General features: G+C 58.5%; 22 protein-coding genes. 16 read left to right on the forward strand and 6 right to left on the reverse strand.

Annotated elements, in window-relative coordinates; translation table 11 throughout:
• Positions 1 to 337 precede the first annotated feature (337 nt).
• From SJQ66_RS03335 to SJQ66_RS03355, 5 genes are all read left to right on the forward strand, one after another.
• The gene (locus tag SJQ66_RS03335) at positions 338 to 526 is read left to right on the forward strand and encodes a hypothetical protein (protein WP_046152516.1); all 189 of its coding nucleotides are present in this window, start codon (positions 338 to 340) and stop codon (positions 524 to 526) included.
• On the forward strand, positions 523 to 1,131 hold the full coding sequence (locus SJQ66_RS03340) for a sigma-70 family RNA polymerase sigma factor (RefSeq protein ID WP_024904094.1): 609 nt from the start codon (positions 523 to 525) through the stop codon (positions 1,129 to 1,131). The genes SJQ66_RS03335 and SJQ66_RS03340 overlap by 4 nt, the downstream gene beginning before the upstream one ends.
• Before the next feature lie 136 nt (positions 1,132 to 1,267).
• Positions 1,268 to 2,026: a ChrR family anti-sigma-E factor gene (locus SJQ66_RS03345; protein ID WP_157685085.1), complete on the forward strand. Its 759-nt coding sequence runs from the start codon at positions 1,268 to 1,270 to the stop codon at positions 2,024 to 2,026.
• Between the two features lie 62 nt (positions 2,027 to 2,088).
• A complete protein-coding gene (locus tag SJQ66_RS03350) occupies positions 2,089 to 2,922 on the forward strand; it encodes a DUF1295 domain-containing protein (RefSeq protein ID WP_320533607.1) in 834 nt (277 codons plus the stop codon).
• A gap of 133 nt (positions 2,923 to 3,055) precedes the next feature.
• Positions 3,056 to 4,240 carry a cyclopropane-fatty-acyl-phospholipid synthase family protein gene (locus SJQ66_RS03355; RefSeq protein ID WP_024904097.1) on the forward strand — a complete coding sequence of 395 codons (1,185 nt, stop codon included), beginning with the start codon at positions 3,056 to 3,058 and terminating at the stop codon, positions 4,238 to 4,240.
• On the opposite strand, the gene SJQ66_RS03360 is transcribed toward SJQ66_RS03355, so the two are convergent.
• The gene (locus SJQ66_RS03360) at positions 4,224 to 5,123 is read right to left on the reverse strand and encodes an NAD-dependent protein deacetylase (RefSeq protein ID WP_082102484.1); all 900 of its coding nucleotides are present in this window, start codon (positions 5,121 to 5,123) and stop codon (positions 4,224 to 4,226) included. The genes SJQ66_RS03355 and SJQ66_RS03360 overlap by 17 nt on opposite strands.
• Positions 5,116 to 6,123: a serine O-acetyltransferase EpsC gene (epsC, locus tag SJQ66_RS03365; protein WP_320533608.1), complete on the reverse strand. Its 1,008-nt coding sequence runs from the start codon at positions 6,121 to 6,123 to the stop codon at positions 5,116 to 5,118. The genes SJQ66_RS03360 and epsC overlap by 8 nt, the downstream gene beginning before the upstream one ends.
• A gap of 653 nt (positions 6,124 to 6,776) precedes the next feature.
• On the opposite strand from epsC, the gene SJQ66_RS03370 reads away from it, so the two are divergent.
• From SJQ66_RS03370 to SJQ66_RS03380, 3 genes are all read left to right on the forward strand, one after another.
• Complete coding sequence (locus SJQ66_RS03370; RefSeq protein ID WP_320533609.1) at positions 6,777 to 8,207, forward strand: cytochrome ubiquinol oxidase subunit I; 1,431 nt, start codon at positions 6,777 to 6,779, stop codon at positions 8,205 to 8,207.
• Positions 8,208 to 8,237: 30 nt separating this feature from the next.
• Entirely contained in the window at positions 8,238 to 9,239 is a 1,002-nt protein-coding gene (gene cydB / locus SJQ66_RS03375) for a cytochrome d ubiquinol oxidase subunit II (RefSeq protein WP_024904101.1), read from the forward strand.
• Between the two features lie 104 nt (positions 9,240 to 9,343).
• Positions 9,344 to 9,547: a hypothetical protein gene (locus tag SJQ66_RS03380; protein ID WP_024904102.1), complete on the forward strand. Its 204-nt coding sequence runs from the start codon at positions 9,344 to 9,346 to the stop codon at positions 9,545 to 9,547.
• A 106-nt stretch (positions 9,548 to 9,653) separates the two neighbouring features.
• Here the strand turns inward: SJQ66_RS03380 and SJQ66_RS03385 are convergent, their stop codons facing one another.
• Complete coding sequence (locus SJQ66_RS03385; protein ID WP_024904103.1) at positions 9,654 to 10,331, reverse strand: TetR/AcrR family transcriptional regulator; 678 nt, start codon at positions 10,329 to 10,331, stop codon at positions 9,654 to 9,656.
• Between the two features lie 289 nt (positions 10,332 to 10,620).
• Between SJQ66_RS03385 and SJQ66_RS03390 the strand changes: the two genes are divergently transcribed.
• The 6 genes from SJQ66_RS03390 to SJQ66_RS03415 all read left to right on the forward strand — a co-directional run bounded on the left by SJQ66_RS03390 (position 10,621) and on the right by SJQ66_RS03415 (position 15,799).
• Positions 10,621 to 11,250 (forward strand): paraquat-inducible protein A, encoded by a 630-nt coding sequence (locus tag SJQ66_RS03390; RefSeq protein ID WP_320533610.1) that lies wholly within the window; start codon positions 10,621 to 10,623, stop codon positions 11,248 to 11,250.
• Positions 11,250 to 11,876 carry a paraquat-inducible protein A gene (locus tag SJQ66_RS03395; protein WP_024904105.1) on the forward strand — a complete coding sequence of 209 codons (627 nt, stop codon included), beginning with the start codon at positions 11,250 to 11,252 and terminating at the stop codon, positions 11,874 to 11,876. Before SJQ66_RS03390 ends, SJQ66_RS03395 begins: the two co-directional genes overlap by 1 nt.
• Entirely contained in the window at positions 11,869 to 13,521 is a 1,653-nt protein-coding gene (locus SJQ66_RS03400) for a PqiB family protein (RefSeq protein WP_253464073.1), read from the forward strand. Before SJQ66_RS03395 ends, SJQ66_RS03400 begins: the two co-directional genes overlap by 8 nt.
• On the forward strand, positions 13,518 to 14,099 hold the full coding sequence (locus SJQ66_RS03405; RefSeq protein WP_036010747.1) for a PqiC family protein: 582 nt from the start codon (positions 13,518 to 13,520) through the stop codon (positions 14,097 to 14,099). The genes SJQ66_RS03400 and SJQ66_RS03405 overlap by 4 nt, the downstream gene beginning before the upstream one ends.
• A 246-nt stretch (positions 14,100 to 14,345) precedes the next feature.
• Positions 14,346 to 14,561 carry a hypothetical protein gene (locus SJQ66_RS03410; protein ID WP_024904107.1) on the forward strand — a complete coding sequence of 72 codons (216 nt, stop codon included), beginning with the start codon at positions 14,346 to 14,348 and terminating at the stop codon, positions 14,559 to 14,561.
• 383 nt (positions 14,562 to 14,944) lie between these two features.
• Positions 14,945 to 15,799 carry a PA4780 family RIO1-like protein kinase gene (locus SJQ66_RS03415; RefSeq protein ID WP_024904108.1) on the forward strand — a complete coding sequence of 285 codons (855 nt, stop codon included), beginning with the start codon at positions 14,945 to 14,947 and terminating at the stop codon, positions 15,797 to 15,799.
• 169 nt (positions 15,800 to 15,968) lie between these two features.
• On the opposite strand, the gene SJQ66_RS03420 is transcribed toward SJQ66_RS03415, so the two are convergent.
• From SJQ66_RS03420 to SJQ66_RS03430, 3 genes are all read right to left on the reverse strand, one after another.
• A complete protein-coding gene (locus tag SJQ66_RS03420) occupies positions 15,969 to 16,244 on the reverse strand; it encodes a hypothetical protein (protein ID WP_024904109.1) in 276 nt (91 codons plus the stop codon).
• Positions 16,241 to 17,938, reverse strand: a complete 1,698-nt coding sequence (locus SJQ66_RS03425; protein WP_320533611.1) for a sodium:solute symporter family protein — start codon at positions 17,936 to 17,938, stop codon at positions 16,241 to 16,243. Before SJQ66_RS03425 ends, SJQ66_RS03420 begins: the two co-directional genes overlap by 4 nt.
• A 163-nt stretch (positions 17,939 to 18,101) precedes the next feature.
• Complete coding sequence (locus SJQ66_RS03430) at positions 18,102 to 18,974, reverse strand: sugar phosphate isomerase/epimerase family protein (RefSeq protein WP_024904111.1); 873 nt, start codon at positions 18,972 to 18,974, stop codon at positions 18,102 to 18,104.
• A gap of 133 nt (positions 18,975 to 19,107) precedes the next feature.
• Between SJQ66_RS03430 and SJQ66_RS03435 the strand changes: the two genes are divergently transcribed.
• Together SJQ66_RS03435 and SJQ66_RS03440 are read left to right on the forward strand one after the other, a co-directional pair.
• Positions 19,108 to 20,343, forward strand: coding sequence for an ROK family protein (locus SJQ66_RS03435; RefSeq protein ID WP_320533612.1), 1,236 nt, complete (start codon positions 19,108 to 19,110; stop codon positions 20,341 to 20,343).
• Between the two features lie 277 nt (positions 20,344 to 20,620).
• Entirely contained in the window at positions 20,621 to 22,243 is a 1,623-nt protein-coding gene (locus SJQ66_RS03440; protein WP_024904114.1) for a methyl-accepting chemotaxis protein, read from the forward strand.
• Positions 22,244 to 22,297 lie beyond the last annotated feature (54 nt).

A 22,297-nucleotide genomic window follows, 5' to 3' on the forward strand; every position in this document is an offset into this window, starting at 1 on the left:
AGGATGGTTGGACGATATGGCGGTTGAATCGGCGTATGGCACGTGACGTTCTCGCTTGACCCTGTCACTATCTTACATAAACGGTAAGCTTCGCGTAGGGTCGGTAAAGTTGATCCGAAGGCCGGAAAAGTCGTTTTGCGCGACGTCCTGCAGTCGCGAAGTGCCGTCTCACTGCGGTTGGTGTAACAACGGCTTGGCTGAATTTGCAATCGACCGGGTCAGAAACTGCTACGCTTCTCTCTATGTATACGTTCGCATTGCGAGCGCGGATCACATCAAGGGAAAAACATCGTGCGGGTGATCCACTCGCGCGTCCATTACGTAATAGAAGAAGACTATGCAATTTCAGCGTGCGCAAATTCCGCTGCGGCTGGTCGACGGCATTCTGTGGGGACGCAGACGCATGACCGATGTCTGGGTGGCGTTCACCGGATCGCGGGTGCGCGGCCCGAGTTGTTCGGCTATCACGGGCTCTGCATTCAACGTTATCGTGACCACGGCCGGTGTGGGCGAGGTGATGTCTTGAACGACGCGCTAAACATTGCGCCGGGCAGGCCACCGGGCTCGCCTGAACGTCATGCGTGGTTGATCCTGCGGATTGCGGAAAGCGCCGATCGGGCGGCATTTGCGGAATTGTTTGACTATTTCGCGCCGCGCTTGAAAGGTTTCCTGATGCGTGGCGGCAGCCCGCCGGAGAATGCCGACGATTTGAGTCAGGAAGCCATGCTGATGGTCTGGCGCAAGGCGGCGCAGTTCGATCCGGCGCGCGCTGGGGCCGCAACGTGGATCTATACGATCGCACGAAATCTGCGGATTGACGCGGGTAGACGCGGGGTGCTCGAGACGATTAGCGACGACGCGCTCGAGCAGGCCGAAGGACAGGCGGCCGAACATGGCGCGGTGGACGACGTGAGCCGATGGGCGGAGGCGAGCCAGCGCGACGCACGGGTTCGTGAGGCCGTGCAGCGGCTGCCGGACGAGCAGTTGAAAGTGGTCATGATGGCGTTCTTCCACGGTCGGGCACATGCCGATGTGGCGCGCGAGTTGGCTTTGCCCTTGGGCACGGTCAAGTCGCGGTTGCGGCTGGCGACTCAGAAGTTGCGGGGTATGTTGGAAACGTGGGCGGAGTAACGCACCGCGTTGGTCGTACCTGTTGCCTGGATGGATGACGGACGATGTGTGCGATGTACGTTGTGCCGTGTCGCGGAAACGAAAAATGGTGTTTGGCGTGCATTTTTATAATCAGGCGGTTTCAGAGGACATTGTGATGATCGAGCATCATCCTAGCGACGAGACATTGACGCGATTATCGGCGGGCGACCTGGAGGCCGGTCCGGCGTTGGTCGTGGCGACGCATATCGCGCAGTGCCCACATTGCCGTAAGGTGATGCGCGTACTCGAAGGGGTGGGCGGCGCGGCGCTCGATGAGGGTGAACCGGTGCCGTTGACCTCGGATGTGTCGGCGTTGCTGGCCGATCCGGAGCACGCGGCCCGGCAGCGCTTGGTTGGCGCGGAAGGGGGGCGGCGCGGTCAACGTTCCGCGGGATCGGGGGCCGCGATCAAGGCAGGGGGGGCGCCATCCGCGTTGCGTTCAGTGGTTGCGAATGCCTGGCGCGGTAATGTTGCGACGCGTCGTCGAAGCGCGTGGGACGGCCTGACATTGCCTTCACCGCTTTCTGCTTACGAGGCATCGCCTTGGCGCATGGTCGGACCTGGTATTCATTGGGCGCGCGTATTGATTCCGGAGGACACATCGGCGAAAGTGCTGCTGCTGCGTGCGGAGCCCGGGACCGGCTTGCCGCAGCATACTCACACGGGCACGGAATATACCTGTATTCTCCAAGGCGCATTTCAGGATGGCGCGCGCCACATGCAGCTAGGGGATTTGTCCGAGTGCGATGAAACCGAACAACACCGACCAATGGTGAATTCGGGCATCCCTTGTGTTTGCGTGCTGGCGGTGGAAGGCTCTCTGGTGATGGATGGGTGGCTTGCGCGATTGGCGCAACATATCGTCGGACTTTAGACACGGTGGTGAGGCAAATTGAAGCGTGTCTTCAATAATCGAGTAATGATAAGGAGTGCGATATGCTGACGGGGGCGCAAATCGGATCGAATGCGCTCATGGCGTGGGCCGTGTTGGCCGGTGTCATGGGGGTGGCCTGGATCGCGGCGGTACGCACCGGAAATCATGGCTGGATCGACGTGTTCTGGTCATATGGTATTGGTATCGTTGGCGTCGGTGCATCCTTCGTGCCCGTTATGTACGCTATGGCAAGCCCTTCCACGACGGTGGATGCATGGCCGCGTGCCGCGCTCGCCGCGGCGATGGTCGCTGTATGGGCCATCCGGCTGGGCACGCACATCGCGCGCCGGTCCTTGCGTGGCAAGGATGATCCACGGTACGCGCAACTGCGGAAGGAATGGGGCGCTCGCTACCGCATGCATCTATTTGGTTTTTTGCAGATTCAGGCGCTTGCCGGTGTCCCGCTTGTCGTCGCGGTGATGTTGACCGCCGGACGGGCCGTGCCATTCGCCGATTGGCGTGACGGCGTGGGGGTTGTCGTATTTCTTATTGCATGGCGCGGCGAAGCCATCGCCGATTTTCAACTGCGGCAATTCAGCCGTGGTGCGCACGCGGCGGGATCTGTATGCGATGTCGGCCTGTGGCGTTGGTCCAGACATCCCAATTATTTCTTCGAATGCCTTTTGTGGTGTGTGTGGCCCCTGATTGCCTGCGCACCGCTGACCGCGCCGTGGTCGGTGTTGACCCTGCTGGCGCCGCTTCTGATGTACGTGTTGTTGGCCCATGTATCAGGCATTCCGCCGCTTGAGGCCCATATGGCACGGTCACGTGGTGCTGTCTGGAATGCCTACGCGGCGAGGACATCGGCATTTTGGCCGCGTCGTCCGGCATCTTGATGGGCCCTTCGGGTTGCTGCGGATGGGGGTGGTGCGCCACATCACGCTACCGTGTTTCCCACGCGCTTTGTCGCAAGCTTCCGTATCACATTCGTTCGAACGTTCACTGCACGACGGCCAGTCGAGGGCACCTATGAATCCGATAGCGTCACTTATCAATGTTGCGGAACGTTTTCCGCTGCCGGATGCGGTGACGCTTGCCGGTATCGCCTACCTTGTCGATAAAACCGCACGGAAGACCGCGGACCGGTTGGTAGACCCGGCTGAGCGCGATGCGGCGTTCGCGGCGGAGATGAAACGTTTCCCGATCGCGGTGCATACCGACGCATCGCGCGAGCAGCACTACGAGCTCCCTCCGGTTTTTTTCGCTCTTATGCTAGGGCCGCGCCGGAAATACTCTTGCGGCTATTACCCATTACAGCAGGCGACTCATGCACCGGTGCACGCGGATCGCATAGGCGGTTCATGGGCGACCACACCGGGCAACCATGCCGGCGCGCTTGATTCAGAAGCGCCGGCATCCGAGACTGCGCACGAACGGGCCCTGGAACGCGACGACACGGCGCTGCCGCAAGCGGAGGAGGAAGCGTTGGCGCGCAGTTGCGCGCATGCCGAATTGGCGAACGGCCAGCGCATTCTCGAACTGGGATGTGGCTGGGGTTCACTGACGATCTGGATGGCGCAGCACTATCCTGACGCGCGCATCACCGCAGTATCGCATTCGGCATCGCAGCGTGAGTATATCGAATCCGTATTGGCGACGCAGGGTTTGCTGAACGTGGAGGTCATCACCGCGGACATGAACGATTTTCAGGTAGACGAGCAGGTGCCGCGGTTCGATCGCGTGGTTTCGGTCGAGATGTTCGAGCATATGGCCAATTGGCGTGGGCTGCTCGAACAAGTGCGACAATGGCTCGTGCCAGGAGGCAAGTTGTTCCTTCATGTTTTCACGAATCAGGGCGCGCCGTACCGCTTCGATCACACGGACCAGAAGGATTGGATCGCGCAACATTTCTTCACCGGGGGAATCATGCCCAGTCACACGATGATCGCCCAGTTCGATGACTTGTTCGAGTTGGAAAAGCAGTGGCGCTGGGATGGTACGCATTACGAGCGCACGGCGCGTGACTGGTTGGCGAACTTTGATCGGAACAGTGATGCGATCGACGGCGTATTGCGTGATGTGTATGGCACCGATGCGGCGCTGTGGAAACGTCGCTGGCGCTTATTCCTGTTGTCGACGATGGGCTTGTTCGGGCATCGCAATGGTAGCCAGTGGGGCGTGTCGCACTATCGCCTGGTCAGACGGGAAGGGTGATCGCGAGATCGCGCAACACGGCGCCGGCCTGGCCCTCGATTTTCAGCGATAGCAACGCATCGGCGCGCGTGTGACCCACATTGAGCGCCGCGAGGGGGATACGGCGCTCGGCCGCGGCAACGGCGAACCGATAGCCCGAGTACACCATCAACGACGATCCGATGATGAGCAGTGCGTCGGACGCGTCCAGCGCCGTCCTGGCTTCACGGACACGTTCCGGGGGAACGCTTTCACCAAAGAACACCACGTCGGGTTTGAGCAGGCCACCGCATCCGGCATGATCTGGCACATCGAATTGCGCAAAAGTGGCAAGCTCGAGATCGGCATCGCCGTCCGGTGCGCCGGGCGCGTCCAGGGTCGCGAAATGCGGGTTGCGTCGCGCCAGCTCGTCCTGCACGTCGGCGCGGGGCAGTCGCTGCCCGCATTTCAGGCAGCGCACGCCGTCCAGGCGTCCATGCAAATCCACCACGTGCGTGCTTCCGGCAGCTTGATGCAGGCCATCCACATTCTGCGTGACCAGTAAGGATAACCTATCGTCCTGCTCCCAACGCGCCAGCGTGCGGTGGGTGTCATTGGGAACCGCCGCGGCCAAATGACGCCATCCGATCATGGCGCGTGCCCAGTATCGCCGCCGCGTGGCCGGTTCTGCCGTGAACGCCTGCAACGTAATGGGCATCGGCCGTTTCCACGCGCCATGGCGGTCACGATAATCGGCAATACCCGATTCGGTGCTGCATCCCGCGCCGGTAATGACGAAGACGCGGCGATGCGCCCGCATGAATACGCGCAATTGTTCGCGCATGGTTTCCAGCGCCGTCGCGGAGGGCGCATCGGGTGCAAGCGCTTCAATGGCGGGCGTGCCGATCGGAGGGGTATCAGTCATTGCGCATCCGTGCCTGCGCGATATTGCTGTTTTCCGGCACCGAGTGCGTAAGCCAGACATTCCCGCCGATGGTCGAATTCCGGCCGATCGTGATGCGCCCGAGAATGGTCGCACCGGCGTAGATCACGACGCCGTCCTCGACAATCGGGTGTCGCGGAATACCCTTGATCAAGGCGCCACTGTCATCCTCGGGGAATCGTTTCGCGCCGAGGGTCACATGCTGATAAAGACGGACGTGTTCCCCGATGATGGCAGTCTGACCGATGACGACGCCCGTGCCGTGGTCGATGAAAAAACTGCCGCCAATCCGCGCCCCCGGGTGAATATCGATGCCGGTCGTCGAATGCGAGATTCGTGAGATCAGGCGTGCGATGAAATGGGCCCCGAGGTTCCATAGTGCATGCGCGATCCGGTGGTAGATGATCGCAATCGTGCCGGGATAACACAGCAAAACTTCCGAAATACTGGCGGCGGCCGGGTCGCCGGCATAAGCGGCCCGTACATCGCTGACCAGCAACGCGCGGATGGTGGCCAACTGCTCCGCGAACGTCTCGGTGATCTCACCCGCGCGGATGCGACAGGTTTCCGGGTCTGGCTGCGCATCTTCGGTAAAGAGCAAGCCACGACGGATCTGCTCATTCAGCACGCGCAAAGCATTACTCAATGTCGCGCCAACAAAAAAATCGATATCGCGATCGGTGAGGTCGGTGCGTCCATAGTGCGTCGGGAACAATGCGGCGGCGAGGGCTTCCATCGTATCGCCAATGGCGGTCCGCGACGGCAATTCGCGTACGCTGCCGCGATGTCGGACGTTATGCGTCGACTCCCTCGAATTGCGCAGTGCGGCAACGATATGGTCGAGCGGCAAGCGATCGTCCCTTCGCTCGGAGATGTCTCGCGTCCCCGTGCCGATGAGCGGCTCCTCCGGCGTTGGCGAATCACCGTCACGGGCCAGCAATCCGCCGGGTAGGAGCGACGTGGTTTTGACACTTTCTTTCATACGTGTTGCATAAGGAAAGGTGGTAATGCGTTGTCATCGGCGCGGGCGGCACGGGACCTGTTGCGTACGTAGCCCCACTTATTCGGGTCCAACCCTTTACGCGAACGTGTCCAGCGGCCATGAGGAATGGGCCGCATCATCCGGTGCTTTCGATCATTTTACTGCCGGCCGACAAGTCGTGCCGGACCATTGCTCCACAGCCGCTTCGTCGTCGGTTGCACCAATATCAAGTTTCGTGAAGGCAGCGATCCGACCTCGCGTTACGCGGCGCGTATAACGTGCGTCGCATTGACGCACCAGGCGTGTATCTTGCGTTATCCTTGTGATGCAAAAGTATTTGTTTCTTTCAAAAGAATCATATTGTTATGGTGTTGTAACGGGGTTTAAGCGGGAATTTTGTGCTGGCAAAGGTAACGTGACGTGCGGCGGCCTGTCGCGTCGTCCTGGTGCGCGACATCTGGGATGATGTTGATAGCTTTCCCACGCCAGAAAAATAACAGACGTGCAAGTGGGGGCCTGCGTTCTAGCGCGGCAGTCCGGGCATGCATGACGCACGACTTGCCGGGCGATCGAACCCGGGTTTCCCCGTACAACAAACGGCTCTATCTTACAAGGGTTGCCCGATTGTCAGTGACAGGCCCTAAGGACGCATCATGTCGGTGAATTTCAGTGCGGTGGATCTCGCCCGCTTCCAGTTCGCATTCACGGTTTCGTTTCACATCATTTTCCCCGCGCTCAGTATTGGCCTGGCGAGCTTTCTCGCGGTGCTGGAGGGGGTCTGGCTGAAGACCCGCAACCCGATCTACAAGGACATGTTCATGTTCTGGTCGAAGGTATTTGCGGTGGGTTTCGGCATGGGTGTGGTTTCGGGAGTGGTGATGAGCTACCAGTTTGGAACGAACTGGGGCGGATTTTCAACATTCGCCGGGCCGGTTACCGGGCCGTTGCTGAGTTATGAAGTGCTGACGGCCTTCTTTCTCGAGGCGGGCTTCCTCGGCGTGATGTTGTTCGGCTGGCATAAGGTCGGCCCAAAGGCGCATTACGCCGCCACGCTGATGGTGGCCATCGGCACGCTGATCTCGACATTCTGGATTCTGGCGTCCAACAGCTGGATGCAGACGCCGCAGGGCTACGAGATCATCAACGGCCGTGTAGTCCCGACGGACTGGTTCAAGATCGTCTTCAATCCGTCGTTCCCATACCGCCTGTTCCACATGGCGATCGCGGCATTCATCGTGGCGGGCCTGGTCGTGGCAGCCAGTGCCGCCTGGCACATGCTGCGGGGCCGCCAGGACCCGGCAATCCGCAAGTCTTTCTCGATGGCGCTATGGCTGTTGTTGATCCTGACGCCGATTCAAGCGGTCGTTGGTGATGCGCACGGTTTGAACACGCGTCAGTACCAGCCGGCGAAGATCGCGGCAATCGAGGGGATATGGGATACGGAGCGGGGTGTCGCGCTGAACCTCTTTGGTATTCCGGACATGGAAAACGAAGAGACCCGGTACCGCATTGCGGTCCCGCACCTGGGCAGCCTGATTCTGACGCATGAGTGGAACGGCGAAATCCGCGGCCTGAAGAGCTTCCCGAAGGAAGACCGTCCGAACTCGACATTGATCTTCTGGACGTTCCGCGTCATGGCCGGTCTCGGGATGCTGATGATTCTGATGTCGATCGTTGGCCTGGCGATGCGCAAGGGCGGCAAGATTTATGCGGCGCGCTGGTTCCAGCGCTGGGTGCTGTGGATGGGCCCTACTGGCTTTCTGGCGTTGTTGGGCGGCTGGATCACGACCGAAGCCGGTCGCCAGCCCTGGGTCGTGTATGGCGTGATGCGTACCGTGAATGCGGCATCGCCAAACAATGTCCAGGCGATGGGCATATCGTTGATGATGTTCGTGATCGTCTACTTCCTCGTATTCGGTATGGGTATCTACTACATCCTGAAATTGATCCGCACCGGTCCGGCATTGCCGATGGCCAGTGACCGTGAGAAGTCGCACCAGTGGGGCGATGATGGCCGGGGAGATCATGCCCAGACTGCCCGCCGGCCACTGTCCGGCTCTAACGAGTCGATTGAAGCGCACTGATCGCAGCCCTCGCGAATAAAGAGCAAGCAAATGGATATCACTTTTATCTGGGCGGCGATCATCGCGCTTGGCGTATTCATGTATGTGGTGCTGGATGGCTTCGATCTGGGGATTGGCATTCTGTTCCCGTTCTTTCCGGAGCACCACGACCGCGACGTGCTGATGAATACCGTCGCGCCAGTGTGGGACGGCAACGAGACCTGGCTGGTGCTGGGGGGAGCGGGCCTGTTTGCCGCGTTTCCGGAAGCGTACTCGGGCATTCTGTCGGCGCTGTACCTGCCGCTGATCTTCATGTTGATCTGCCTGATCTTCCGCGGTGTCGCCTTCGAGCTGCGTGCCAAGTCGCGCCGTACGCGTAACCTCTGGGATCTGGCATTCATACTGGGCTCGGCGGGTGCGACGTTCTTTCAAGGTATTGCGCTGGGCGGCTATCTGTCCGGCATCAAGATGGAGAACGGCGCGTTTGCCGGTGGGGCGCTGGATTGGTTCACCCCGTTCAGCCTGTTCTGTGGTTTCGCTTTGCTGATCGCGTATGCGGTATTGGGCTGCGCTTGGCTTATCGCGAAGACCGATGGGGATTTGCAGCGCAAGATGTATCGCCTGATGTTGCCGCTGACGGTGCTGTTGTTGGGCGCGATCATCATTGTCAGTATCTGGACCCCGTTGGGCAACGATCTGATCGCCAACCGCTGGTTTGCGATGCCGACATTGCTGTACTTCTCTCCGGTGCCGATCTTGACGCTGCTGTGCGTGTGGGCAATGCGCATATCGGTCAAGAAGCGTCACGACCGCATGCCGTTTGTCTGGGGCCTGGCGTTGATCTTCCTGTGCTACACAGGGTTCATTCTGAGTCTGTGGCCGAATATCATTCCGCCGTCGGTCTCGATATGGGATGCCGCCTCGCCGCATTCGAGCCAGCTATTTGCGTTGATCGGCGTGGTCATCGTGTTGCCGATCATTCTTGTCTATACGACCATGGGATATTGGGTGTTCCGCGGCAAGGTGCGCCACGATGACCCCGGTTATCACTGATCCAGACGTGATGTCGGACGTGACGCCGTCCGTTACCCTGTGGTGTTCGACGCCTGGCGTGCTCTCTACAGATTCACTATTCTCTTTCGCTGACAGGTGATGCCATGAACCGTAACATGCCTTGGCTGGTGGCCATTCGTAGACCGTTCCAAGCGGATGTGGGTACGCGGGGTCCGCGGGCGGCGGATGGGAAGGCACCGCGTGCCAAGCATCCGATGCTGTGGTTCGTGATGCTGTATGGCGGTGGCGTTGGCGTGACCCTGGTGGTGGCGATGATTTTCCATGTCCTGGTTTTTTCCGCTGCTTGAGCACCAGGGCAAAGTCATCGATAAGAGGTGACGATAACCGTACAACGCGTGGCAAGTCGCCCGGGAGGGCGGCACACAGGCCCGCAGGCATTCTCCACCTTGTCGCTTATCGCGTCGTCCCTATCGCATAATTCGATTCGATGGCGTGCAGATACGCTGTCAGCGCGCGCTTAATCTCTCGTAGATACACGCTCGCTTTTTGCAGGTTGCCCTTTGCCGCGCCGAGTCGGATCTTGAGGCTGCCTACCGCGAGCGCATTGATCATCTCGGCATAGACTTGACGTTCGGCCGGTTTCGCATCCGGTACCCTGGCATCGATCACCGCCCGCAAATTGCGAATACCTTCTTCGTGATCCTTATCATCCTTTGGGCATTCCACGAAGATGACCAGACAGTCCGGATTTCTCTCGAAGTAGTCAATTACAGGGCTGACCAACGCGTTGATCACTTCGGCAGTGGAGAATGCCCGCCATTGCGCGGTTGTGATTTGCAACGTCGTGGCGTGGATTTCCTCCAAAGCCGCATCGTGACGATCGCGTAAGGCCAGCACCAGCGCTTCTCGATCCGGGAAAAAGTGGTACATCGATCCAGTGGGGGTTGCCGCGCGCTTTGCGACCTTGTGCATCGTCACACCCGATACGCCGGATTCGACGATCAACTCCGCCGCAGCATCCAATATTGTCTCGAATCGTGCCTTGCCGCGCGCGCGCTGCGGTATACGCGCCGCTGTGGCCGGCTTGACGTCTTCCGCTTGCGTACTGGGCACTGCTGCTTTTTCAACCATTTTCCCTTCCCGATGTCTTGATCGTGCCGATTGGACGACGTGCTCGAACGTCGATGCCAGCAACAATTATCCGCGATTTCGACTGCGTCGACGGATGTTTGGCCCAGACGTGGCGTGGATATGGACAAAGCGGTTACGGCGCCGTGGTCCGCCGGCGTTCTGTCGTTTTTTCGCCAGTCGCCCTCTTTATCGAATTGTATTAGACAAATTTATCTAGAAATAACATAATAGACAAAAATATCAACTAATGCGCCGCTGTCGACGCTACGACACGCATCGCGAGCATGCCTTGAAAACTTTTCCTGATCTGATCGTATGCGGGTGTAGTGACACGGTATATCGCCGCCCGGTGCTGCGGCATGGCGAGTCATACGTGTGTCAGTCGTGTAATGCGCCGTTGTTTCGGCGGCCGGGCATTTCGATGGATGCGTGGCTGGCGCTGTCTGTTGCAACCGCCGTCGCTTTTTTTATCGCCAACGTCTGTCCGGTAGTCCGCATCGGGTTCCAAGGCGCATTCAATGATGCCACGCTCGGGGCTGCCGTCTGGGCGCTCTGCCAGGACTATACGGGCGTGATCGCGATTCCGGCGGCGTTTGCCGCCATTGTCGCGCCTGCCACCCAGATCGCTCTTTTGACATGGGTGCTTTTTCACGCGCGGCAGGGCCGGCTCGCCCCTGGTTTTGCGCGTGCGATGCGCGTTATCGCGGCCATGCGTCATTGGAGCATGGTTGAAGTGGCCTTGCTCGGCGTGTTCGTGACGATGATCAAGCTTTCCGCCACGCTGCATGTCCAGCCGCTTTCTGGCGTCTGGGCACTGACCATGTCGATGATCGGTTTGACCGTTATTGCAAATCGGGACATGCACGCAGTGTGGTCGCTGGCGGAGCAACGCTCGCGGCCTCTTGATGACGGAGCGTGATGGTGTCTCTCGCACGCGCGCAAGCATTCGGCGTAGTGGCATGCCATGGCTGTGGCCTTGTGTGTGAGGACGTGTTGGATCACACGCCTTCGGCGGCCTGTCCACGGTGCGGTGCGACCTTGCACCGCCGCAAGCCGGCCAGTGTGGCGCGGGCAACGGCCTTTCTTTTGGCGGCGATGGTTTTCTACATTCCTGCAAACCTTTACCCGGTGGTGTACACGGAACTGCTGGGAGAAGGGACCGAAAATACCATCCTCGGTGGAATCATCGATTTCTGGACGTCCGGGTCGCACGCGCTGGCTTTATTGATTTTTATTGCCAGCGTTGCGGTGCCATGCGGAAAGTTCCTGGTGTTGGGCTTGTTGCTAGTGAGCACTCGCGGAGGCAGTTCGCATGCGCTGAAGGAGCGGACCACGCTGTATCGACTCCTCGAATTGATTGGTTATTGGTCGATGCTCGATGTTTTCGTCGTGGGCTGGGGCGCTGCCATTGGCAATTTCGGCGCATTGAGCGCGGCCGCGCCCAGAATCGGCATTCTCTTTTTTGGTCTGGTTGTGTTGCTGACGATTCTTTCCGCCATCAGTTTTGATCCTCGCTTAATTTGGGACCGTCAACGTAATGAATGACCCTTTGAACGGCACACCGGAACCTCCATTACCCGCGTCTCGACACCGCATTCCAGTATCGGTTGTCTGGCTCGTTCCGGCAATTGCCGTATTGATTGGCATATCGATGCTCGTTCACGGTTTGATGACGAAAGGCCCGGTTATCACCATCTCGTTTCGCACGGCGGCTGGATTAACGGAAGGGAAGACCGCCGTGAAGTACAAAGATGTGACGGTCGGCACGGTGTCATCGGTGGATCTCAGCGATGATGGAACCCATGTGATTGCGAAAGTCGCGCTCACCAATAGTGCGCGTAGCCTGGCAAATGCGGAGACGCGTTTCTGGGTTGTACGGCCGCGCATTGGTGCCGGCGGGGCATCGGGCATCGATACGCTGTTATCCGGTTCCTATATAGGCGTTGATAAAGGGACATCCAGTGAACATCAAACCGATTTTGTGGGTCTCGAAACGCCACCCTCGGTGATCAACGGCACCCCTGGGCGCTCGTTCTCGCTACGGACAGATGAATTGGGCTCCATTGACGTCAACTCGCCGGTTTACTATCGACATATTCAAGTCGGCCGCGTCGCGTCCTATCAGCTCGATGACGATGGGAAACACGTCAGCCTCCAGCTCTTCATCGATGCTCCGTACGACCGATTCGTTACGGAAAATACACGATTCTGGAACGCCAGCGGTGTCGATATCTCATTGAATGCGACCGGCCTGAAAGTCAATACGCAATCGCTTGCAACCGTCGTGACCGGCGGCATCGCTTTTGCAACACCCGACGACGGCGGTGGCAGTCCGAAGCCAATGTATTTCCTGGCCAAGGATCAGCAAGCCGCGATGGAGCCGCCCCACGGACCACCCGTACATTTCGATCTGCTTTTCGCGCAATCACTGCGGGGGCTTGTCGTTGGTGCGCCGGTCGTCTTTTCGGGTAGGGAACTCGGCGTTGTCACGTCGGTCGATCTCGACTACGACGCATCGAAAAAGCGGTTCCCGACATTGGTTGGTATCGACGTTTATCCTAAAAAACTGGGACGTGTACTGGCGAAACTGCCAAAATTCGACGGCGCTGCCGACCAGCAGGCGCTGCATTTCCTGAGCATCTGGGTGCAGCATGGGCTGAGGGCGCAGGCCAAGGCGGGTAATTTGCTGACGGGGCAACTCTATATCTCGCTGGATTTCGTGCAGAACGCCGCACCGGTAAGCTTCAATCCTCAGATGCAGCCGTTATATCTTCCGACGATTTCAACCGCCGGGGTGGACCAACTCGAAGAAAAACTGAATCACGTCGTGGATAAGATCGACAAGATTCCTTTCGACACCATCGGCTTGCAATTGAGTGCCAACTTGTCGAGCCTGGATGCCACATTGAAGCAAGTCAACGGGCAGTTGTTGCCGGAAACCACGCGCACGATGCAGCAAGCACAGGGGGCCTTGGGTAATGCGCAACAATTCCTCTCGCCGGATTCGCGATTGCAGCAAAACATCAATCAAGCATTGGAAGAGGTACAGCGCTCGGCGCAGTCTGTACGCAGCCTTGTCGATTACTTGAATCGTCATCCGGAATCCTTGCTTCGAGGCCGCCGCGGCGACACAGACGACGCATCCGCGAGCGACAGGATATCCGCCGCTGCAAAGGGAGCCGATAAATGAGATACCTCTCGCCAATCGCAGCGTCGTTGTGCATCGGGTTGGGTGCCTGCGCGTCAGCGCCGGTCCATTACCACACGTTGCTTGCACCAACGTCGACTGAAAACAGCGTGAACAAAAACGCCAATCTGCTATTGACGGTGTTGCCCGTCATCGTGCCGCGACAATTGGATCAAAGCAATTTTGTCGTACGCACGGGTGCCAGTGGCGTCCGGATTCTGGAAGATGAACAGTGGGCCGCGCCTTTCGCCGATGAACTACGGCAGGCGTTCGCGACGCTGCTAGGCGCCCGTCTTGGCTCGCCCGATGTGACGGGGTTGCGATACCCACAAGGTGTGCCGGTCATTTCGGTGACAGTACGTATTCAGCGCTTGGATGCCTGGGTGGGGCGTGAGGTGCAGCTCGACGCCAGCTGGAGCGTGACGTCATCTCAAAAAGGGCGCGATACACCGATTCTCGGGCATGCCTTGATCGAAAAATCCGCCCCCGGAAGTTATGACGGTCTGGTCCGTGCTGAGCAACAGGCGGTTCATGATGTGGCGTTGCGGATAGCAGACGATATTGTCGCGGCGCGTTGGTGAGCTTCGTTGCCGGGTGATCCCGCTTCATTCCGGCCGATGCGGTGGTCGTCGTGAACGCGGACCTCGCCGCAAAAAAGAGTGTGCGAGGCATTGCTTTACTGGACAAAATTGTCTAATATTTAATTAGACAATTTTGTCCAGTAAAGGCCTGCTTTCCCAGGCGACAAGCCGGACCCGAACGTGCGCATGCGGGATTGAAAAGACGCTGAGTTGCGCGCGAGGTTCTCCTCCTAAACGGTGGCGCAAATGAATACTGTCGAGTCAACTGGTGACAATGATGGCAAATCCTCGTTAGTAGACTGGTTGCTGAACTTCCCGCCGTCGCTGGCGAAGCGGTCGTCGCCAGCGACGGCGGGGTTTTTCGCCGTATCGAGATCAACAGCGGCGAAGGCGTATGCGTCGCTTGATCGGGTGGATCTGTCGCTGGATCGCCGTGGGCTGCTGGTAAATAAAAGCGTGTGACGCGCATCAGCGATTGGCATTTGCCTGGCCTATGACCCATGGCGCATACGCACTCGTATCGCTTTTTGCATGGTATGCCCGGCGCCCAATCGCTGCCTTGCAACGTTTGGCGCTGCAATCCAACGGTATGGTTGAAATGCCGTGAGGAAGAAGCCGCGTGCGTTCGTTCGTCGGCAAGATCGGGGACCGCGCGGAAACACGTCGAATATTGCCACACGAATCGTGTAAAACGTGTCCTTCCATCCCGCGTTTGGTAACAGGATCTGACGAATCGCGTAGAATTCGGGGATGACCCCATATTATTTCTGTTTTTCCCACTGCGCCAATATCGGCGGACAGTACACGCGCGCCGTCGCGCTGCCTTCGGTGAAGGTGGTCAGCGCATGAAACCCCCAAAACGTCTCGTTCCGCTGGTCGAGGAAGGCCTGATAGACGAAGTGCTCAGCCAATTGATGAGCGGCAAGGAAGCGATCGTATACGTGGTACGTAGCGGCGATTCGATCCGGTGCGCAAAAGTGTATAAAGACGCCAAGCAGCGTAGTTTCCGGCAGGCTTCGTCCTACCGCGACGGCCGGAAAGTACAAAATAGCCGCCAGGCCCGTGCGATGGAAAAAGGGTCCCGGTATGGTCGCCAAATGCAGGAAGAGGCTTGGCAAAGTGCCGAAGTCGACGCGCTGTTTCAACTCGCCAACGCAGGGGTACGTGTCCCACAACCCTATATCTGCAGCGATGGCGTATTGTTGATGGAGTTGGTTGTCGACGCCGATGGTAATGTCGCGCCCCGTCTTAACGATGTCGATATGACGGAAGCGCGTGCGATCGACTTGCACATGATGTTGCTCAGGCAGGTAATTCGCATGCTGTGTGCGGGCATCGTTCATGGCGATCTGTCTGAATACAATATTCTGCTGGCGGCAGACGGTCCGGTCATCATCGACTTGCCCCAGGCGGTCAATGCGGCGGGCAATAATGAGGCGGGGCCCATGCTGGAGCGTGATGTTGCGAACCTCGCCGACTATTTCGGCCGGTTTGCGCCGTCACTGCTTGCCACCGAATACGGTAAGGAAATCTGGGCATTGTTCGAGGCCGGCCAGTTGACGCCGGACGTACCGTTGACCGGCAAGGTCGAGGCGGATACGACGCCAGTGGATCTGGAAGGCTTGATGGAAGAGCTGGAAGAAACCCGATTGGAAGAGGAAGCCCGGATTCGACACGAGGATGCGCTGCGCGCCGGTTGACTGAGGGGCAGCGCAAGCCGGTTGTCCGACGACGCGCGTCATGGCATCAAGTGCTTTGCCAGTTGGCTCACCTAGCGGTGCCGTTCAAGCTTGCGACCTAGAAGACGCACGCCACACGATCATGTTTCAGTATGTTGGAGATCCATCCGTGCGACGTGCCGCCGGGAGGCTACTTCCGGCGGTCCAGCAACCGCCATGTGGCAAAACACGCGGACACGGCAAGCAGTGCGACGCCCTCCCAAAGATTGATGCGTACGCCGTCCGCCTTGGCGAGCGTCGACGCGGTATCGAACAGGCCAGCGCCTAACAGCAGCGCACCGTACACGAACAATAATCCCGCGACGAGTATTCGTAGATCGAACAGGCCACGGGAGCCGCTGCCGCCGTCAGCATCGTCGGCGCGGGGTTGTGCCACGTGAACCGGATTGCGTATTGGCTTGTTCATAATGTAGCTCTCCAGTAGATCAGTATCAGTGAGGCCGCGAGTGCCATCGCCAAGACAATTGCGCCGAGTACCGGCGGGGAGCGATACCACGTGGTCATGTGCATCGCCTCGGCTGCGTCAGGCGAATTCGGATCGGGGAGCCCCCATACCAGGCCCTTTAACTCCGAGAGCGGGCGCGGCCGTGTGAACAGACTCACCGCCACGGTGACAACCGACGTGCAGATGAATGCCGCGATGGCGCCATAGAAGTTGGCCATCTGCTCGCTGAAATGCGCCGCATCAATAACGCCGCCTTGATGGAAGTAGGCAATATGCGGTGCCGCGATGTGGGCCAGCGCGGCACCGGCAGTGCCGGCCAACATACCCCAGAACGCCCCCATCCCAGACGTTCTTCGCCAAAACAAACCGATGATAAACGCCGTGAAAAGTGGCGTATTGAAAAATGAAAACAGCATCTGCATGTAATTCTGGATGTTGTTGTAGCTCGCCGCGATAAAGGCGGTGCCCATCGTGACGATAATGCCGCCTGCGGTTGCCACACGCCCGACCTGCAAGTAGTAGTGATCGCTTCGCGCCTTGGCAATGTAAGGTTTCCAGAGATCGTAGGTGAATACCGTATTGAAGCCGCTGATATTGGCGGCCATGCCGGCCATGAAGCCGGCCAGCAGCGCCGTGACCGCCAGACCAAGGACGCCGTTGGGTAACAAGCGTTGCATCAGTTCTGGAATGGCCTGATTGAAAGACGGCCCGCTCGGCGTACCCAATCCTGGAATCATCGCCAACGCGACCATTCCAGGGACCACCGTGAATAGAGGCAAGATGAGCTTTGGAAATGCGCCAATGATCGGCGTGCGTCTTGCCGCGTTTAAGCTACTCGCGGAAAGGGCACGCTGCACCTCGGCGAAGTTTGTCGTCCAATAGCCAAAGGCGAGCAGAAAGCCTTCGCCCATCGCCAGACCTATCCAGTCACCCAGGGGGTTGCGCCAATGTCCGACCTGCGTGCCCTCCCAGGTCATCGTATGCTCGGGGCTCGGCATTGCCGCCGCCACGGCGTGCCAGCCGCCGACATGGTGCAGGCCCAATGCAACGATTGGGGCGAGGCCTGCCAGGATCACAAAGAACTGCAGGACCTCGCCGTACATTGCGGCGGACAAACCGCCGAGCAGGATATACAACAAAACGAACGCGGCACCCAGCGCAACCGATACGATCAGAGGCCATCCAAGTAGACGCTCGATAATCAACGCAAGCGCGTACAAGTTGATGCCGGCAATCAATATCTGGCCCACAGCGAATATCAGGGCATTCAGCAGGTGGGTGGACGCATTGAAGCGTCGTCGCAGATATTCCGGCACGCTATGCATACGTGACGAATAGTAGAAAGGCATCATCACCACGCCCAGGAACACCATCGCCGGGATGGCGCCGAGCCAGAAGAAATGAACGGCTGCTGCCCCATACTGCGCACCGTTGGCGGCGTTTCCAAGAATTTCGAGCGCGCCCATGTTTGCCGAAATGAAAGCGATACCTGTAATCCATGCGGGCATCGACCGCGCGGATAAAAAGAAGTCGCTCGACGTCTTGGTGGCGCGATTTGCCAGCAGGCCAATGACGACGATCACCACAAAATAGATGGCGAGAATCGTGTAGTCGAGAAAATTGAGATGCAAAATGCCGATATGACTTGAGGACATGAATGCCCCTCCTGTTATAAGCGATCGCGGCCGGTTGTGGATCGATGGTTCAGCCACGCCGTTACCTCGGCACGTATGATCATGTACGGCCGGTAACGATATTTCACTATGCCACGCGGATCAGGGGTCGTTTTGGACCGAACCAGATCGTGTGATGGTGTGATCAGGCCGCCTTGCCGAGGCCGGCGGCGCTTGCATGCAATGCCATGAAATCGCGCGCGTGCGTGGCGAGTGTCGCGCTGTCATCCCATAAGTTGCGCCAGATCGCGAGGTCGACCGATAGGCCCTTCGATACTACGGCCGACGAGAAGCTTTCGAAGGTGATCGGGCCGCGATAGCCGATTGTCGCCAGGGCATGAAAGAACGTCGCGAAATCAAGATGCCCCGAGCCGAGAAAGCCACGATGATTTTCGCCGATATGGACATACCCAAGCTTGTCACCGCAGGCGATGACCGGCGAGAAAAAATCGGCCTCTTCGATATTCATGTGATAGATATCGAGATGTACCTTGAGATTGTCGGCGCCGACCTGCGCAATCACTTCAAGTGCTTGCTCCGTCGTATTGACCACGTTGCTTTCGTAGCGATTCACCACCTCCAATCCAAGCGTGATGCCGAGGCCCGCCGCCTTGTCCGCCACGCGCTTCAGCGATGACACGACGTTGCGCCGACCTTGCGCGCTGACAGGTCGAGTGTATTTGCCGAATGCGCTGTACAAACCGCCGCAAAAATATTTCGAACCCAAGCTGTGGGCGATGTCGAGACTACTCTCGAGCAACGCCACCCCGCGCGCGACAACTTCGTGATCATCGCTGGACACATCGGCATCGAACGCGAGGCCGCGCGAGCATGCTACTTCGATGCATTCACGTTCCATCAAGGCTCGCGTTGCCGCAACGTCAAGAACCGACGTGTCGTGTAAGGAAAATTCGACGAGACCGTAGCCTGCCGCCTTGCTTCCCTTGACAATTTTCTCGACTGATGGGGCGGTCAAATCACCGGCCCACACCAATGCATGCACTCCCAAGGTATTCATTTTTGTCATTGCTCCTCCATGTTGTTGAATCGGGCCGGATCGGCACCCTCCACCAATGCGCGCACACCGTATTTTGTGCTTTTTGCGACAACTTTTGCTTTATTATTACGCAAAAGTCGGAGTCGCGTAGGAGGTGACATTGGAGCAACGGAGCAGTGAGGGTCATGCGTTGGCGTCCCCAGACGGACCAGGGACCGTTTTGGCATTGGTGCGCTCCGGGCGCGCCGTGACGCGCCAGGCACTTATCGCGCTTACGGGATTGTCACGTTCGACCATCGCACAACGTCTGGATGTGCTGCTGGCCGCTGGTTATCTGGCCACCGCGGCCCCGGTCGAGTCCAGCGGCGGCCGTCGCCCCGGTACATTTTGTCTGAATGCGAAATTGGGTGTGCTGTTGCTCGCGGCAACCAGCGCCAACGGTATGCACGTCGGCTTGGCCGATGCATCCGGGACTATTTTGCACAGTTATCACGAAGTGATCGACATCTCGGATGGACCAGAGAAGGTACTTGCCATCCTTTGTGCGAGCTTCGATCGGATATTGGCCCTTTTGGGCTACGGTATGGCGGATGTCCGTGGGATTGGGGTCGGGGTGCCGGGACCCGTGGCATTTCGTGAGGGGCGTATCGTCCGGCCGCCGATCATGCCGGGATGGGACAATTATCGCATCCCTGACTATTTCGCCGCGCGCTATGACGCAGTGGTGACGGTGGATAACGATGCCAATTTAATGGCGCTTGGCGAGCATCGTTTGCATTTCCCGAAAGTCGATCATCTGCTGTACCTGACGGTGGGTTCCGGCGTGGGATCGGGGCTGATCATGTCCGGTGCATTGCAACGGGGTGCCTTGGGCGCGGCCGGAGACCTCGGACACTGGTTCATGCCGCCGACAGGCGGAACGGCGCTGCCGCGCCGATGTCGATGCGGCAATGTGGGGTGTCTGGAGGCTTATACATCCGGTTGGGCGATACTGCGAGATCTTCAGCAGGGGGGCATGTCAACGCTGCGCGACGTGCGCGATGTCAGGACCCTGGCTGATCGGGGAGATCCGGTTGTATTGGAGAAACTGGCCGTCGCCGGCGAACGACTCGGCGATGCGTTGACGCTGGCGGTCAGCTTGTTGAATCCGGACGTGATCGTCGTGGGTGGTGAAATCGTCCAGGAGCATTTCCTTGCGTCCCTGCGGCAAGCGGTTTATCGCCGGGCGCCGCCTTTGGCTACTCGTCAATTGCAGATTGTCACGAGTTCGCTTGGCGACACGGCGGCGTTGCATGGTGTTGCGCAAATGATGGTGGACACCCTGTTTGATCCGTCGGTCGTGGATCGACGAATTGGAGAGAGTGGGCAGCATGGCGCCGTGCGTCCGTAAGCGGTATGACCTTTTGCAATCCGTGTGAGGACCGCGATCTGACCGTTGCCCGTATTGGCGGTGCCCGTTGGCGTGCTGCAAGGTGGTATGTTCTGTATCATTTTTGAGATCGATTTCTTCCTCATTGCAAACATTTGGTTCATTAAAACGACTGTTTTGCATAATTACTCTTTTATTTCGGTAAAGTCAGGTTCGTATCGCGCCGTTAGGTTAGGAAGCGCGCCTGGTCATTTCGCCATGGCGCACTCCGACATCGTCGTTTTACACGAGCGCCAAGATGAAGATCGCTTATAAATTCGCACTAGGCTTTGGGCTTGTCCTTGTTCTGTTGACCGCGATTGCCGTGACGAGTCTCGTCGGTATTCATTCGCTGCAGAAAAAAGTATTGGAGATCACCGAGGTCAATAACAAGGAAAAGGAAGCCGCAGTGGATCTTCGCGCCGCGGTTATCGACATGGTGATCGCCATTCGCAATGTCGTGCTGTTCGAATCAGAGAACGAGAAGCAAATCGAGATAGAGCGCATCAACAGCCAGATCGCGAAGTATAGAGAGACGTATGCAAAGCTGAACCAGATGTTCCAACAGTACGGCGCCGCCCCGGACGAACTGGCGGTCGTCAACGCTCTGCGTAAAAACGAGGCGGACACGTTGCCCATATTTGAAAAGATCATTTCATTGGTGAATGGCGGAGACACCAACGGTGCGGTGTTGATCATCGGTCACGACCTTCGTCAGCAGCAACGCGCATGGGTAGCGAATCTCGCCAGCTTGGTGGATATCGAAAGCAAGCAAAATGGCGAGGTCTCGGCCGACGCGAATCGAGCCGCATCGAATTTGACGGTCGCCATCGCCGTTGCGGGATCGATCGCGGTGCTGCTTGGTATCGCTGCGTCGTTGCTCACCTCGCGTAGTCTATTAGGGCAATTGGGCGGAGAGCCAGCTGCTGCGGTGCGTTTGGCACGATCGATCGCCGAAGGGGATTTGTCACACAAGGTCGACGTTGTCGCGACGGACGAGGGCAGTTTAATGGCCTCGCTTGAACGCATGCGATCGCGGTTAAACGACATCGTCAGGGATATTCAACGGTCGGGCGAGACAATCAACGCCGCATCAAGCGAGATCGCACAAGGCTCGACCGATTTGGCGCAACGTACCGAAGAACAAGCCGCCTCGCTCGAAGAGACCGCCGCCAGCATGAATCAGATCGCGATGACGGCGCGGCAGAATGCGGAAAATGCAGAACATGGAAACAGCGTCGCCTCGGCTGTCTCGGAAACCGCGCGGGAAAATGGCCTAATGGTAGCCGAAGTGGTCGAGACGATGAACGGCATCAGCGCCAGCTCGCAAAAGATGGTCCAGATCATCGGCGTGATCGAAGGCATTGCATTCCAGACAAATATATTGGCGCTGAACGCCGCAGTGGAAGCGGCGCGTGCGGGCGAGCAAGGTCGCGGCTTTGCCGTGGTGGCTTCTGAAGTCAGGGCGCTCGCACAGCGCAGCGCTTCGGCATCGAAGGAGATCAAGGCATTGATCGATGAATCGGCAGATCGGGTATCTTACGGAGCCGAACGCGTCGGCCAAGCCGGTCAGACAATGGATGCCTTGTTGTCTTCGGTGGACAAGCTCGTGATCATCATGCGTGACGTCGCAACGGGATCGACGGAGCAAAGCGCAGGCGCGGAGCAGGTCAATGTCGCGCTGAACCAGATGGACTCGGTGACGCAGCAAAACGCCGCGCTCGTCGAGCAAACGTCAGCCGCCGCGCAGGCACTTGCTGAAAGCAGTCATGCCATGCGCGATGCGGTCTCGGTGTTCGTGCTTGATGCGAAGCCGCAAAGTCGTCGGCAAGCGGATGCAACGCGGGCGCGCGGGGCGGCACCTCGCGCCGTGCTTGCATGACCGGAAGGCCTTAGCCGGAGACTGCCCGACGATGCGTTCAGGAAAGTATCCCTG

Origin of the sequence: Robbsia andropogonis, assembly GCF_034047095.1 — a bacterium.
GTDB lineage: Bacteria > Pseudomonadota > Gammaproteobacteria > Burkholderiales > Burkholderiaceae > Robbsia > Robbsia andropogonis.

Bases quoted from the DNA above. Each gene is read 5' to 3' on its own strand.
- SJQ66_RS03350 (WP_320533607.1), top strand. From the start codon at position 2,089: ATGCTGACGGGGGCGCAAATCGGATCGAATGCGCTCATGGCGTGGGCC.
- SJQ66_RS03345 (WP_157685085.1), top strand. From the start codon at position 1,268: ATGATCGAGCATCATCCTAGCGACGAGACATTGACGCGATTATCGGCG.
- SJQ66_RS03410 (WP_024904107.1), top strand. From the start codon at position 14,346: ATGAATACTGTCGAGTCAACTGGTGACAATGATGGCAAATCCTCGTTA.
- SJQ66_RS03415 (WP_024904108.1), top strand. From the start codon at position 14,945: ATGAAACCCCCAAAACGTCTCGTTCCGCTGGTCGAGGAAGGCCTGATA.
- SJQ66_RS03370 (WP_320533609.1), top strand. From the start codon at position 6,777: ATGTCGGTGAATTTCAGTGCGGTGGATCTCGCCCGCTTCCAGTTCGCA.
- SJQ66_RS03380 (WP_024904102.1), top strand. From the start codon at position 9,344: ATGAACCGTAACATGCCTTGGCTGGTGGCCATTCGTAGACCGTTCCAA.
- SJQ66_RS03425 (WP_320533611.1), bottom strand. From the start codon at position 17,938: ATGTCCTCAAGTCATATCGGCATTTTGCATCTCAATTTTCTCGACTAC.
- SJQ66_RS03440 (WP_024904114.1), top strand. From the start codon at position 20,621: ATGAAGATCGCTTATAAATTCGCACTAGGCTTTGGGCTTGTCCTTGTT.
- SJQ66_RS03405 (WP_036010747.1), top strand. From the start codon at position 13,518: ATGAGATACCTCTCGCCAATCGCAGCGTCGTTGTGCATCGGGTTGGGT.
- SJQ66_RS03420 (WP_024904109.1), bottom strand. From the start codon at position 16,244: ATGAACAAGCCAATACGCAATCCGGTTCACGTGGCACAACCCCGCGCC.
- cydB (WP_024904101.1), top strand. From the start codon at position 8,238: ATGGATATCACTTTTATCTGGGCGGCGATCATCGCGCTTGGCGTATTC.
- SJQ66_RS03355 (WP_024904097.1), top strand. From the start codon at position 3,056: ATGAATCCGATAGCGTCACTTATCAATGTTGCGGAACGTTTTCCGCTG.
- SJQ66_RS03335 (WP_046152516.1), top strand. From the start codon at position 338: ATGCAATTTCAGCGTGCGCAAATTCCGCTGCGGCTGGTCGACGGCATT.
- SJQ66_RS03360 (WP_082102484.1), bottom strand. From the start codon at position 5,123: ATGACTGATACCCCTCCGATCGGCACGCCCGCCATTGAAGCGCTTGCA.
- SJQ66_RS03430 (WP_024904111.1), bottom strand. From the start codon at position 18,974: ATGAATACCTTGGGAGTGCATGCATTGGTGTGGGCCGGTGATTTGACC.
- SJQ66_RS03395 (WP_024904105.1), top strand. From the start codon at position 11,250: ATGGTGTCTCTCGCACGCGCGCAAGCATTCGGCGTAGTGGCATGCCAT.
- SJQ66_RS03385 (WP_024904103.1), bottom strand. From the start codon at position 10,331: ATGGTTGAAAAAGCAGCAGTGCCCAGTACGCAAGCGGAAGACGTCAAG.
- epsC (WP_320533608.1), bottom strand. From the start codon at position 6,123: ATGAAAGAAAGTGTCAAAACCACGTCGCTCCTACCCGGCGGATTGCTG.
- SJQ66_RS03400 (WP_253464073.1), top strand. From the start codon at position 11,869: ATGAATGACCCTTTGAACGGCACACCGGAACCTCCATTACCCGCGTCT.